Origin of the sequence: Pseudomonas sp. PSKL.D1 (genome assembly GCF_028898945.1) — a bacterium.
Classification (GTDB): Bacteria; Pseudomonadota; Gammaproteobacteria; order Pseudomonadales; family Pseudomonadaceae; genus Aquipseudomonas.
Map to the genome: position 1 here is coordinate 5,505,413 of NZ_CP118607.1, position 13,368 is coordinate 5,518,780.

The window sequence follows — 13,368 nt, forward strand, 5'->3', positions numbered from 1 at the left end:
AGACGGGAGATGTCAGGGGATTTTCAGAAAAAAATGAAAAAAATTATCTTGGCGCTTCAAGGACCAGCAGCCAAGGGCCATAACTGTGCACTTTTCCGCCGTGCGGTGTGATGACCGCTCGCAAGGCTGCCTCGGGCTTGAGCAGGTCATAAACACCCGTGACGCGCTTGTTACCCAACGCTTCATCACGCAGCAGCACCTTGCCCGGCACATGGCGCGCCAGCTCTTCCACCAGCTCGCGCACCGGTGTGCGGTCGGCAATCAACTGCCCTTGGCGCCAAGCAGCAGCTTGGGAAGGCTGGAAGGCCTGCACTTGCGCCTGCCCGTCCACGTAACGCAGACGTTGCCCGGCCGTGAGCGCGGCGGCCAGCACATGGGCCTGGTCTTCAACACGCACCGAGCCATGCTGCACATCCACCCCCACCCTGCCCGGCCGCAACTGCACGTTGAACGCCGTACCGGTCACTGTCACCCGCAACCCATCGGCACGCACGTGGAACGGTTTGTTCTTGTCGGGGGCGACTTCGAAAAATGCCTGCCCGGTCAGCAAGCGCACATCACGATGGCCGGCGGAATAATCCACGGCGATTGCGGTATCACCGTCCATCTGTACCACGCTGCCATCAGCCAACGTGATGCTGCGGGTCTCGCCGTCAGCTGTGCGGTAATCCGATTGCAACCGCAGGCTGAGCGATGGCGCCAGCGCCACCATCAAGCAAGCTGCCACGGCGGCACCAAGCCACCAACGGCGCTGCTTGCGTACCGGCAACTCAATCACCTTGGCAGATTGCGGCTCTGGCCATTGCGCCGCGGTGGTAGGCGCCACCTGCCCAGTCAGCCGCCACACGCGCTCGGCCTTGCCATACGCCTCGGCATTGGCTGTATCGCTGGCGCACCACTGGGCCAGCTCGGCGCGCAGTTGTGCATCGTGCGGGGCCTGCTGAATGCGCAGGAGCCAGTCCAGGGCCTGGTCGCGGCGGCTGGCTGCAGGGTCTGCTGACGTCATGTCCGGCAAGTCTCCAGGGGGCTCGGGGGCGCGAAGGGTCGCACAGAGTCGACCGGTTGAGCAAAAGACGCGCTAGCCAGGTGATTTTTCACTCCAGCCGCTCCATGCAGTGGCGCAACGCGTCGTGTACCAGTTGGTGCACCAGGCTGACCGACACATTCAGGTGTGTGGCCACCTGTTGCAGGGTGAAACCGCCCAGTCGGTGCATCTCGAAGGCAAGCCGCGTACGTTCGGGCAGCGACTCCAGCGCCTCGCTGATGGCAGCCAGTTCATTTTGCTGGGTGACCGTCTGTTCGGGGGACGCGCTGCTCGATGGCAGGTCGGCCAACAGCTCATCGCCGCCGGGCTGGGCTTTTTCCGTGGCGGTGCGGCGCGTCTGGTCGAGCGCCAGGTTGCGCACGATGCGGTACAGGTAGCTGGCGGGGTGGCGAATGTCGGCGGCATCGTCCTGGCGGCTGAAACGCAGCCAGGCTTCCTGAACCACATCTTCAGCGCGGGCACGACAACCCACGATCGGCGCGGCGTATTCGACCAGTGCCGACCGGTGGGCCAGGTAGAGCTGAAGTTTGTCGTCCGCCACGGGGTGGTATGCCAAGCGATTCGGGGGCGGCGATGTTACCTGTTGTCGAGAATCATTATCAACAGGTAGGTTTGTGCCAGCTTCATCGCGGATAAATCCGCTCCTACACGGGGAGCACCTGTAGGAGCGGATTTATCCGCGATGAAGGCGACTCGGTATCAGATCCTCACACTGGCAAATGTCGACTCATTACGCGCCTGGCTCAACGCCGCCATCGGCCCACTATGCGGCGACAGGGTCATGGCCTGCGGAATCGGCATCATCGCCACCTGCTGCGCGGTATTGGACCCCACACGCTCATCACGCGGCGGAATGCCGAAGTACTCGCGGTAGCACTTGGAAAAGTGCGGCGTAGACACAAACCCGCACACCGACGCCACTTCGATGATCGACATTGGCGTCTGCTTCAGCAGCTGCCGTGCGCGGATAAGCCGCAGCTTCAGGTAATACCGCGACGGCGAGCAGTGCAGGTACTTCTGGAACAGCCGCTCCAGCTGGCGTCGCGAAACGGACACGTACACCGCCAGTTCGTCCAGGTCGATCGGCTCTTCGAGGTTGGCCTCCATCAGCGCGACGATTTCCTGCAGCTTCGGCTGATTGGTGCCCAGCATGTGCTTGAGCGGCACGCGTTGGTGGTCTTGCTCGTTGCGGATGCGCTCGTACACGAACATCTCCGAGATCGCCGCCGAGAGTTCACGGCCGTGATCACGGCTGATCAGGTGCAGCATCATGTCCAGCGGCGCGGTGCCGCCAGAGCTGGTGAAGCGGTTGCGGTCGAGGGTGAACAGGCGGGTGCTCATGTTCACCCGCGGGAAGGCTTCCTGCATCGCAGCCAGGCATTCCCAGTGCACGCTGCAATCAAAGCCGTCCAGCAAGCCGGCACACGCCAGGGCCCAACTGCCGGTGCACACGGCACCCAGCCTGCGCGACTGACGAGCTTGGGCCTGCAGCCAGGTAACGTGCTCACGGGTAACGGAACGCTGGATGCCCACGCCACCGCAGACGATCACGGTGTCGATCGGTGGTGCATTGTTGATTGCGGCATCCGGGGTGATTTGCAGGCCATCGCTGGCCCACACCTGGCCGCCGTCGACGGTCAACGTATGCCAGCGGTACAGCTCGCGGCCAGACAACTGGTTGGCCATGCGCAGCGGCTCCACGGCCGATGCCAGGGAAATCAGGGTGAAATTGTCCAAAAGGAGAAATCCGATGGACTGTGGGGCTGTGCGGTTCTGGGTTGGATTCCCGGAGGTGTACGACGTCATCGCGATTTCTCCTCACACAAATGCAGGGTGTGCCTCAGGCGGGCACTGATTTCTTGTTATGGCCCCGGTTCACTATGCAGGGGCTTTGCCAATCTCAACGCAAACGCCGTGCCGGAAATTGAACGGTCATCCAAAAAAAACCAAAAACGACGCGTTCTTTCGGCATTTCGCGGGTTGCGTATGCATCGGGCGGCTCGCTGTAACGGGCGAGCCAGCGCCTTTGCGGGTAACGGCTGAGCAATTTGGTGACACGGGCAGTGTAAGTTGCCCAGAAACGACACTATTGAGTGTCACCGACAACGCTAGCACCGATAACGACATCCGACGATTGGTTGCGCCCCAAAAAAGGGCGGCCTTCAGAAACGCGCTGGCCTCTTCGCGGGTGAACCCGCCCCCACAGGGTACATCGCGAACCTGTGGGAGCGGGTTTACCCGCGAAGAGGCCAGTAAACTTACGGAAGGATCAGCACTCGATAGCGCTAACCGCCAACCCTCCCCGTGAAGTCTCTTTGTACTTGTCGTGCATATCGGCACCGGTATCGCGCATGGTGCGGATCACCTGGTCAAGCGAGATGAAGTGCTCACCATCCCCACGCAAAGCCATTTGCACGGCGTTGATCGCTTTCACGGCAGCAATCGCGTTGCGCTCAATGCATGGCACCTGCACCAGGCCACCGACCGGGTCGCAGGTCAGGCCCAGGTTGTGTTCAAGGGCAATTTCGGCGGCGTTCTCCACTTGAGGTGGCGTAGCGCCCAGCACTTCGGCAAGGCCTGCCGCTGCCATGGCACACGCTGACCCCACTTCGCCCTGGCAACCGACTTCGGCGCCGGAGATGGACGCGTTTTTCTTGCACAAAATGCCCACTGCTGCAGCACCCAGGAAGAAATCGACCACGTTGGACTCGTCCACCGCATCGCTGAAGCGCATGTAATAGTGCAACACCGCCGGGATGATGCCCGCCGCGCCGTTGGTAGGCGCTGTGACCATACGCCCGCCGGCCGCGTTTTCTTCGTTCACCGCCAAGGCGAACAGGTTCACCCACTCCATGGCGCTCATGGTCGAGCCGATCACGTTGGGCTTGCCGATCTCCTGCAGGCTGCGGTGCAGTTTGGCCGCGCGGCGGCGCACATTCAGCCCGCCGGGCAAGGTGCCTTCATATTTGAGCCCATTGTTGACGCATTCCTGCATGGCCTCCCAGAGCTTGTACAAGCCAGCGCGGATCTCTTCCTCGCTGCGCCAGACCTTCTCGTTGGCCATCATCAATTGCGACACGCTGAGGTCGTTTTGCTTGCACAGGCGCAGCAGTTCGGCGGCGCTGTTGAAATCGTACGGCAACACCGTCTGGTCGGCGTCCAGCACCCCGCTGGCGGCCTGCGCGGCATCCACCACAAAGCCGCCACCCACCGAGTAGTAGGTGTCGCGGTGCAGTTCGCCTTGCTCGCCTTCGGCGATCAGGGTCATGGCATTGGGGTGGTACGGCAGGTTCTCGTCCAGCAGCAGCATGTCGCGGGCCCACACGAATTCGATGGGCAGGCGGCTGTCCAGTTGCAGGACGTTGGTTTCGCGCAGGTCGGCGATGCGCGGCACGATCTGCGTAGGGTCAATGGCGTCGGGCCATTCACCCATCAGGCCCATGATGGTGGCGTTGTCGGTGCCGTGGCCAATACCCGTGGCCGACAGCGAGCCGTACAGCCGCACTTCGATCCGTTTCACCTGCTCCAGCTCGCCGCGCTCACGCAGCCCCTGGACGAACAAGGCGCCAGCACGCATGGGGCCAACGGTGTGGGAGCTGGAGGGCCCGACACCGATCTTGAACAGGTCGAACACGCTGATGGCCATTGTCGCTTCACCTCTTGCTGGGCTTGTCTCTGCGCGCCATGCGCAGGGCGGGGCAACTGCTAGGCTGAAGCTGCGAGCCGCCACGAATGCACGCATCATCGGTTTTTTACGCCCCCTCTCGCCGTCTGCAACCGACGTAGTTTTGTCCGCCAGCGCCGCGCAGTTTTAGCCAGCCGCGCGCCGCTTTCTGGCGGTGCAGTGACGGAAAAATGCGGCCACAGGGGTGGAAAAATCCATATGCGACATTGCCCGTACTGGAAGCGACCCGTTCCGTACTGGATACGACTCCACCCATAGGCGATTGCCCGGCGCTGGAGGATTATCGAAAGCGACTCGTATTGCACGGCCTCGCATCCTGCCCTCTGCAGGCCTGGTTGACCGGACCCTCAGAAAGCCCGGCAGCCCTCGCGAACCCGAAGATAAAATCACAGGAGTCCATCCATGAAAGGTTCACCCTCGCTGTTGCTGGTTGCGTTGCTTGCTGCACCGTTGCTGGCCCAGGCCGCCGAACCCGAGCAGTGCCAGACGGTACGCTTCTCGGACGTCGGCTGGACCGACATCACCGTGACAACCGCAACCACCAGCGTTGTGCTTGAAGCACTGGGTTACAAAACCCACACCACCATGATCTCGGTACCGGTGACCTACAAGTCGCTGGCCACCGGCAAAGACCTGGACGTGTTTCTCGGCAACTGGATGCCGACCATGGAGAACGACATCAAGCAGTACCGCGACGCCGGCACTGTCGAAACCGTTCGCGCCAACCTGGAAAACGCCAAATACACCCTGGCCGTGCCCCAGGCGCTGTACGACAAGGGCCTGAAGGATTTCAGCGACATTCCCAAGTTCAAGAAGGAACTGGACGGCAAGATCTACGGCATCGAGCCGGGTAACGATGGCAACCGCACCATCCAGAGCATGATCGACAAGAATGCCTTCGGCTTGAAAGACGCAGGCTTCAAGATCGTGCAGTCCAGCGAGGCCGGTATGCTGTCGCAGGTCGACCGGGCGCAGAAGCGCGGCGAAGCCATCGTGTTCCTCGGCTGGGAACCACACCCGATGAACACCCGTTTCAAGATGCAGTACCTGACCGGTGGGGACGACTTCTTCGGCCCCGAGTTCGGCAAGGCCACTGTGCTCACCAACACCCGCAAGGGTTATGCACAGGAGTGCAGCAACGTCGGGCAGCTGCTGAAGAACCTGTCGTTCGACCTCAAGGATGAAAGCACCATGATGGGCTATGTCCTGGACGACAAGATGAAGCCCGAAGACGCCGCCAAGAAATGGCTCAAGGCCAACCCAGGCAAGCTGGATACCTGGCTGGCTGGCGTGAACACCGTGGATGGCAAACCCGGCCTGGAGGCGGCCAAGGCCAAACTGACGCAATAACGCAAGACGCCAAGGCAACACCGCGGGGCAGGACCGTGCCTGCCCCGGACTGATTTCAATCTTTGCAGGTGGAAGCTCGCTATCATGCTTATCGATCAGAAAATACCCCTGGGGCAGTACATAGCCTCATTTGTCGAATGGTTGACCCAGAACGGCGCCAATTACTTCGATGCCATCGCCCAAGGCCTGGAATTCATGATCCATGGGGTCACCAGCGCCCTGACCTGGTTCAACCCGTTTGTCCTGATTGCCCTGTTTGCTGCCCTCGCGCACCTGATCCAGCGCAAAGTGGCGCTCACAATATTTGTCGCGCTTTCCTTCCTGCTGATCCTCAACCTGGGGTATTGGCAAGAAACCATGGAGACCCTGGCGCAGGTCACCTTCGCCACCGTGGTGTGTGTGGTGATCGGCGTACCGCTGGGCATTCTCGCGGCGCACAAGCCGATGTTCTACACCGCCATGCGCCCCGTACTGGACCTGATGCAGACGGTGCCGACCTTCGTTTACCTGATCCCTACCCTGACCCTGTTCGGCCTGGGCGTGGTACCGGGGCTGATTTCCACGGTGGTGTTCGCGATCGCCGCGCCAATCCGCCTGACCTACCTGGGCATCTGCGATGTACCGCAAGAGCTGATGGACGCCGGTAAAGCCTTTGGCTGCTCGCGCCGCCAACTGCTCACCCGTATCGAGCTGCCCCATGCCATGCCAAGCATTGCCGCCGGGGTTACCCAGTGCATCATGCTGTCGCTGTCGATGGTCGTGATTGCCGCCCTGGTGGGTGCTGATGGCCTGGGCAAACCGGTAGTCAACGCATTGAACACCGCTGATATTTCTCTGGGCTTCGAAGCGGGCCTGGCCATCGTGCTGCTGGCAATCATGCTCGACCGTATCTGCAAGCAACCGGAACTGCCGGTAAGGGGTGAGGCATGAGCATCATTCGTTTCGAAGACGTCGACGTCATCTTCTCCAACAAACCGCGTGAGGCGCTGGCGCTGCTCGATCAGGGCAAAACCCGCGAGCAGATCCTCAAGCAGACCGGCTTGGTCGTGGGTGTCGAAAAGGCCAACCTCGACATCAAGAAAGGCGAAATCTGCGTGCTGATGGGCCTGTCCGGTTCGGGCAAATCGAGCCTGCTGCGCTGCATCAACGGCCTCAACACCGTCAGCCGCGGCAAGCTGTTTGTGGAGCACGAAGGCAAGCATATCGACATTGCCCATTGCACCCCGGCAGAACTGAAGATGATGCGCACCAAGCGTATCGCCATGGTGTTCCAGAAGTTCGCCCTGATGCCGTGGCTAACCGTGCGCGAGAACATCAGCTTTGGCCTCGAGATGCAGGGCCGCCCCGAGAAGGAGCGGCGCAAGCTGGTGGACGAAAAGCTTGAGCTGGTGGGTTTGACCCAGTGGCGCAACAAGAAGCCGGATGAACTCTCCGGCGGCATGCAGCAGCGCGTGGGCCTGGCCCGGGCGCTGGCGATGGATGCCGATATCCTGCTGATGGACGAACCGTTCTCGGCTTTGGACCCGCTGATTCGCCAAGGCCTGCAGGACGAACTGCTGACCCTGCAGAGCAAACTGAACAAGACCATCGTATTCGTCAGTCACGACCTGGATGAAGCCCTCAAACTCGGCAGCCGCATCGCCATCATGAAAGATGGGCGCATCATCCAGTACAGTCGCCCCGAAGAAATCGTGCTGAACCCGGCCGACGAGTACGTGCGCACCTTCGTCGCCCACACCAACCCGCTGAACGTGCTGTGCGGCCGCAGCCTGATGCGCAGCCTGGACAACTGCAAGCGGGTCAATGGCTCGGTGTGCCTGGACCCAGGCATCGATTCGTGGCTGGACCTTGGCGAAGGTGGCGCCCTCAAACGCGCGCGGCAAGGCCAGAACGGGCTGGACATGCAGAACTGGGCACCGGGGCAGGATGTAGAGCTGCTGGAGCGCAGGCCAACCGTGGTGCACGCCGATATTGGCATGCGCGAGGCGCTGCAGATTCGTTATCAGACTGGCAACAAGCTGGTGCTGCAGGATAACGACAAGGTGGTGGGGATTTTGGGGGATACCGAGCTGTATCACGCGTTGCTCGGCAAGACGCACGGGTAGTGCCATTGGGGCCGCTGTGCGGCCCATCGCGGCTGAAGCCGCTCCTACAGAGGTACGCGCTCTCCTGTAGGAGCGGCTTTAGCCGCGATGGGCTGCAAAGCAGCCCCAATCAACGAATCAGCGAACCACGATCCCGCGCGAAGCCATGTAGGCCTTCGCCTCCGGCACCGTGTACTCACCAAAGTGGAAGATGCTCGCCGCCAACACCGCACTGGCATGCCCTTCCAGAATCCCATCCGCCAGATGCTGCAGGTTACCCACACCACCCGAAGCAATCACCGGGATCCCCAGCGCATCACTGATGGCGCGGGTAACACCCAGGTCAAAGCCATTCTTCATGCCGTCCTGGTCCATGCTGGTCAGCAAAATCTCGCCAGCACCGAGCCCTTCCATCTTCTTCGCCCACTCGACCGCATCCAGCCCGGTCGGCTTGCGCCCACCGTGGGTGAAGATTTCCCAACGCGGCTCTTCGCCCGGCCCGGAAACCTTCTTGGCATCGATAGCGACCACGATGCACTGCGAACCGAAACGGTCAGCAGCTTCGCCCACGAACTCCGGGTTGAACACCGCGGCAGTGTTGATGGACACCTTGTCAGCACCGGCATTGAGCAGGTTGCGGATGTCCTGCACGGTACGTACGCCACCGCCCACGGTCAGCGGGATGAACACCTGGCTGGCCATGCGCTCCACGGTATGCAGGGTGGTGTCGCGGCCGTCAACGCTGGCAGTGATGTCGAGGAAGGTGATTTCGTCGGCACCCTGCTCGTTGTAACGGCGGGCGATTTCCACCGGGTCACCGGCATCACGGATGTTCTCGAACTTGACGCCCTTGACCACCCGGCCGTTGTCCACGTCCAGGCAAGGGATGATGCGCTTGGCCAGTGCCATGGTTCAGTCCTCAGCCTTGGTAGTTGTCGCAGAAGGCCTGGGCCTCGGCGACATCGAGGGTGCCTTCGTAGATGGCACGGCCAGTGATTGCACCGATGATGCCGGGGGCCTTGGCGTCCAGCAGGGCCTTGATGTCACCCAGGTTGTGGATGCCGCCCGAGGCGATGACCGGGATCTTGGTGGCTTCGGCCAGTGCCTTGGTGAAAGGCACGTTGCAGCCCTGCATCATGCCGTCTTTGGCGATGTCGGTGTAAACGATCGACGACACGCCGTCAGCCTCGAAACGCTTGGCCAGGTCGATAACCTGTACGGCACTGACTTCGGCCCAGCCGTCGGTGGCAACAAAGCCGTCTTTGGCGTCCAGGCCAACGATGACCTTGCCCGGGAAGGCCTTGCACGCTTCGGCCACGAACTCAGGCTCTTTGACCGCCTTGGTGCCGATGATCACGTAGCTGACGCCAGCCTTGACGTAGTGCTCGATGGTTTCCAGCGAGCGAATGCCGCCGCCGATCTGGATCGGCAGGTTCGGGTAGCGCTTGGCAATGGCGGTAACCACTTCACCGTTGACCGGTTGCCCTTCGAAAGCGCCGTTCAGGTCAACCAGGTGCAGGCGGCGGCAGCCACCCTCGACCCACCTGGCAGCCATGCTCACCGGGTCATCGGAAAATACCGTGGAGTCTTCCATGCGGCCCTGGCGCAGGCGCACGCAAGCACCGTCCTTCAGATCGATAGCGGGGATAATCAGCATCTTGGGAACCTGTCTGTTCTTAGGGTTTCAGGGCTTCTCGAGCGCCCACAGATCGCTTTCGATGCTCTCGAACCGCTCCTTGAGGTGCAGCTGAACATCGGCAATCGCCCTGTTGTAGTAATGGGGTGCAATTTCTTTGCTGAACAGCTCGAGGACCTCGGCCACCTCAAACGACCCAAGCTGCAACTCGAAGCGGTCTTCAAGAAAGCGCTTCAAAGTGTCGAGCGCCTCGCGCTCCTGCTCGGGGGCCAGGGTGATGACCGGGGCCTTGGTCTTCGATCGGCTCATTTACCAGCGCCCGTCCCAGGCAACGAAGTTCTGCAGCAACTGCAGGCCATGGGTATGGCTCTTCTCCGGGTGGAACTGCACGGCAAAGCGCGAGCCATCAGCCAGCGCGGCAGCGAAGTCGACGCCGTAGTGGCCACGGCCGACCACCTGGCCCGGCTTGCCGGCATTGATGTAGTAGCTGTGCACGAAGTAGAAACGCGCGCGGTCCGGGATGTCGTGCCACAGCGGGTGGTCGATGGTCTGGCCGACTTCGTTCCAGCCCATGTGCGGCACTTTCAGGTGCTCGCCATCTTCTTGCAGGCCTTTGCCGAAGAAGCGCACCTGGCCCGGGAACAGGCCGATGCAGTCGACTCCCTGGTTCTCTTCGCTGTGCTCCAGCAGTGCCTGCATGCCCACACAGATGCCCAGGAAGGGGCGATCCTGACTGACTTCATGCACCAGCTTGTCAAAGCCCAGGCGGCGGATTTCGGCCATGCAGTCGCGGATCGCGCCCACACCAGGGAATACCACGCGGTCCGCTTCGCGGATTACCGCCGCGTCGCTGGTAACCAGCACCTTGCCGGCGCCGACATGCTCAAGCGCCTTGGCCACCGAGTGCAGGTTGCCCATGCCATAGTCGATTACGGCTACCGTCTGCATTTACAGGCACCCTTTGGTCGACGGCATTTGCCCTGCCATGCGCTCATCGAGGGTAACGGCCATGCGCAGCGCGCGGCCGAAAGCCTTGAATACGGTTTCGATCTGGTGGTGGGTGTTGTGGCCGCGCAGGTTGTCGATGTGCAGGGTCACCAAGGCGTGGTTGACGAAGCCCTGGAAGAACTCCTGGAACAGGTCCACATCGAAGCCACCAACGCTGGCGCGGGTGTACGGCACATGCATCTGCAGGCCGGGGCGGCCCGAGAAGTCGATGACCACACGCGACAGGGCTTCATCCAGCGGCACGTAGGCGTGGCCGTAGCGGAAGATACCTTTTTTGTCGCCAATGGCCTGGGCGAACGCCATGCCCAAGGTGATACCGACGTCTTCGACGGTATGGTGATCGTCGATATGCAGGTCGCCCTTGCACTCGATATCCAGATCGATCAGCCCATGACGGGCGATCTGGTCCAGCATGTGTTCAAGGAAAGGCACACCGATATCGAATCGGGCCTTGCCACTGCCATCGAGGTTGATCGAGCACTTGACCTGGGTTTCCAGGGTATTGCGCTCGACGGAAGCCTTACGTTCGACCATCACCAGCTCCGCAAAATCATTGGGCGAAAAGGGCATCATTATAGGCCCAAGACGCGCCAGCTTGAAACGCGGATGACATATGGCACTGGAACAAAAGGCTCCTACAGGAAATCGCAACCTCCTGTAGGAGCGGCCTCGTGTCGCGAAAGGGGCGCAAAGCGCCCCCAGCTTCTAAGCCTCAGTGAAACAACACCGCCGTCTTCTGCAGGGTAATCCACACCCCCCAAGCCAGCGGAATCACCACCACAGCCCAGGCAACCAGCACCAGCGGCAGGCTACCCGGCGCAGCGTGCCACTCCAGCGAACGCGCACCATCGGCACCTTTGTCGTGGCTCAGCGCACGCTCGGCAGCCAGTTCGGCATCGGTCATGAAGTGTTTATCGGCCACCGGGCGCACCAGCAGGTTGCAGATAAAGCCCAGCACCAGCAGGCCCGCGAGGATATACAGGGTCATGTCGTAAGCCGCCGCACGCTCAACACCCGCCGCAAGCTGATATTCACGCAGGTAGGTGATCAACACCGGGCCCAATACACCCGCTGCAGCCCAGGCTGTCAGCAGGCGACCGTGGATGGCACCAACCATCTGCGTACCGAACAGGTCGGCCAGGTAGGCCGGCACGGTGGCAAACCCGCCGCCATACATCGACAGAATGATGCAGAACGCCGCCACGAACAGCGCCACGTTACCCAGGTGGCCCATGTTCGGCACCAGGCTATAAAGGCCGACGCCCAGGGCGAAGAAGGCGAAGTAGGTGTTCTTGCGGCCGATGTAGTCCGAGAACGACGCCCAGAAGAATCGCCCACCGATGTTGAACAGGCTCAACAGGCCGGTGAAGCCCGCAGCAATGGCGGCAATTTGCGCCAACTGTGCGGCATTCAGCTCGCTGAAGCTCAGTTCGTTGCCCAGCAACTTGCCGGCAAACACTTCCTGCAACAGCGGCGAAGCCATGCCCAGGATGCCGATGCCCGCCGAAACGTTAAGGCACAGTACCAGCCAGATCAGCGCAAACTGCGGGGTTTTCCAGGCAACACTCACGTGCACGTGGCGGTCGGTGACCATGGCGTTGGCCTTTTTGACCGGCGCAGTCCAGCCTTCAGGCTTCCAGCCAGTAGGCGGAACGCGGTACGCCAAGGCGCCAGCGGTCATGAACACGAAGTAGATGGCCGCCATCACCACGAAGCTCTGCCATACGCCCACTTCATGCTCGCTGCCAAAGTGGCCCATCAGCGCGGTGGCCAGAGGTGCACCCACCATGGCGCCGCCGCCAAAGCCCATGATCGCCATGCCGGTGGCCATGCCACGCTTGTCCGGGAACCACTTGATCAGGGTAGAAACCGGCGAAATGTAGCCAAGGCCCAGGCCAATGCCACCGATCACGCCAGAGCCCAGCCACATCAGCCACAGTTGGTGAGTTTTCACACCAATGGCCGAAATCAGCATGCCGCCGCACCAACACAGCGCCGAAACCAGGCCGGCCTTGCGTGGGCCAGCGTGCTCCAGCCAGCCGCCCAGCACTGCCGCCGAGCAACCGAGGAAGACGAAGAACAGGGTGTAGATCCAGCTCAACATGGAAATCGGCCAGTCGCACTCAGCGGTGAACAGCTTGGCGATGAAGCCCATGTCTGGCGAACAGGCGACCGGCGCGGTAATGCCGATGGCCTGGGACAACGGCAACCAGAATACGGAGAAGCCGTAAGCCATGCCGATGCACAAGTGGATGGCCAGTGCTGCCGGCGGAACCAGCCAACGGTTGAAGCCCGGGCGGGCAATGATGCGCTCCTTCGACAGGAAGCTCGGCGCGCTGGCGACCGCTCCTGCCGTGATTGTGCTGCTCATGGATTCGATCCTTTTGTAGGTAGACGATGCGCGCGGATTGAATGCCCGACTCTTCGGCCGTTTCTGCCAACATCCGCGACAATCGGTCGCGGCGCTCCGCAAAGCGGCGCAAGATTACCAGTTTCACGTGCAATGAAAGCAATCTGATATCGTTATTTTTTGCTTGGCTGAATCGGTATTTCTGCGTTG

General features: G+C 61.4%; 13 protein-coding genes. 3 read left to right on the forward strand and 10 right to left on the reverse strand.

Annotated features, from left to right (window positions below; translation table 11 throughout):
- Positions 1-43 precede the first annotated feature (43 nt).
- From PVV54_RS24715 to PVV54_RS24730, 4 genes are all read right to left on the reverse strand, one after another.
- A complete protein-coding gene (locus PVV54_RS24715) occupies positions 44-1,006 on the reverse strand; it encodes a FecR family protein (protein WP_274907704.1) in 963 nt (320 codons plus the stop codon).
- Between the two features lie 88 nt (positions 1,007-1,094).
- Positions 1,095-1,586 carry a sigma-70 family RNA polymerase sigma factor gene (locus PVV54_RS24720; RefSeq protein WP_274910494.1) on the reverse strand — a complete coding sequence of 164 codons (492 nt, stop codon included), beginning with the start codon at positions 1,584-1,586 and terminating at the stop codon, positions 1,095-1,097.
- A gap of 158 nt (positions 1,587-1,744) precedes the next feature.
- Positions 1,745-2,851: a choline metabolism transcriptional regulator GbdR gene (gene gbdR, locus PVV54_RS24725; protein WP_274907705.1), complete on the reverse strand. Its 1,107-nt coding sequence runs from the start codon at positions 2,849-2,851 to the stop codon at positions 1,745-1,747.
- 463 nt (positions 2,852-3,314) lie between these two features.
- A complete protein-coding gene (locus PVV54_RS24730; RefSeq protein ID WP_274907706.1) occupies positions 3,315-4,691 on the reverse strand; it encodes an L-serine ammonia-lyase in 1,377 nt (458 codons plus the stop codon).
- Between the two features lie 441 nt (positions 4,692-5,132).
- Here PVV54_RS24730 and PVV54_RS24735 point away from each other — a divergent pair, with 441 nt between their 5' ends.
- The 3 genes from PVV54_RS24735 to choV all read left to right on the forward strand — a co-directional run bounded on the left by PVV54_RS24735 (position 5,133) and on the right by choV (position 8,185).
- Positions 5,133-6,080: a choline ABC transporter substrate-binding protein gene (locus tag PVV54_RS24735; RefSeq protein ID WP_274907707.1), complete on the forward strand. Its 948-nt coding sequence runs from the start codon at positions 5,133-5,135 to the stop codon at positions 6,078-6,080.
- 81 nt (positions 6,081-6,161) lie between these two features.
- Positions 6,162-7,010 (forward strand): choline ABC transporter permease subunit, encoded by an 849-nt coding sequence (gene choW / locus PVV54_RS24740; protein WP_274910495.1) that lies wholly within the window; start codon positions 6,162-6,164, stop codon positions 7,008-7,010.
- The gene (choV, locus tag PVV54_RS24745) at positions 7,007-8,185 is read left to right on the forward strand and encodes a choline ABC transporter ATP-binding protein (protein ID WP_274907708.1); all 1,179 of its coding nucleotides are present in this window, start codon (positions 7,007-7,009) and stop codon (positions 8,183-8,185) included. Before choW ends, choV begins: the two co-directional genes overlap by 4 nt.
- A gap of 117 nt (positions 8,186-8,302) precedes the next feature.
- Here choV and hisF read toward each other — a convergent pair whose 3' ends face one another.
- The 6 genes from hisF to PVV54_RS24775 all read right to left on the reverse strand — a co-directional run bounded on the left by hisF (position 8,303) and on the right by PVV54_RS24775 (position 13,179).
- Positions 8,303-9,073, reverse strand: coding sequence for an imidazole glycerol phosphate synthase subunit HisF (hisF, locus tag PVV54_RS24750; protein ID WP_079226229.1), 771 nt, complete (start codon positions 9,071-9,073; stop codon positions 8,303-8,305).
- Between the two features lie 10 nt (positions 9,074-9,083).
- A complete protein-coding gene (gene hisA / locus PVV54_RS24755) occupies positions 9,084-9,821 on the reverse strand; it encodes a 1-(5-phosphoribosyl)-5-[(5-phosphoribosylamino)methylideneamino]imidazole-4-carboxamide isomerase (protein ID WP_274907709.1) in 738 nt (245 codons plus the stop codon).
- Between the two features lie 27 nt (positions 9,822-9,848).
- Entirely contained in the window at positions 9,849-10,109 is a 261-nt protein-coding gene (locus PVV54_RS24760; protein ID WP_217886690.1) for a DUF2164 domain-containing protein, read from the reverse strand.
- Positions 10,110-10,748 (reverse strand): imidazole glycerol phosphate synthase subunit HisH, encoded by a 639-nt coding sequence (hisH, locus tag PVV54_RS24765; RefSeq protein WP_274907710.1) that lies wholly within the window; start codon positions 10,746-10,748, stop codon positions 10,110-10,112.
- Positions 10,749-11,342: an imidazoleglycerol-phosphate dehydratase HisB gene (gene hisB / locus PVV54_RS24770; RefSeq protein ID WP_023532883.1), complete on the reverse strand. Its 594-nt coding sequence runs from the start codon at positions 11,340-11,342 to the stop codon at positions 10,749-10,751.
- Positions 11,343-11,520: 178 nt separating this feature from the next.
- Entirely contained in the window at positions 11,521-13,179 is a 1,659-nt protein-coding gene (locus PVV54_RS24775) for an OFA family MFS transporter (protein ID WP_274907711.1), read from the reverse strand.
- Positions 13,180-13,368 lie beyond the last annotated feature (189 nt).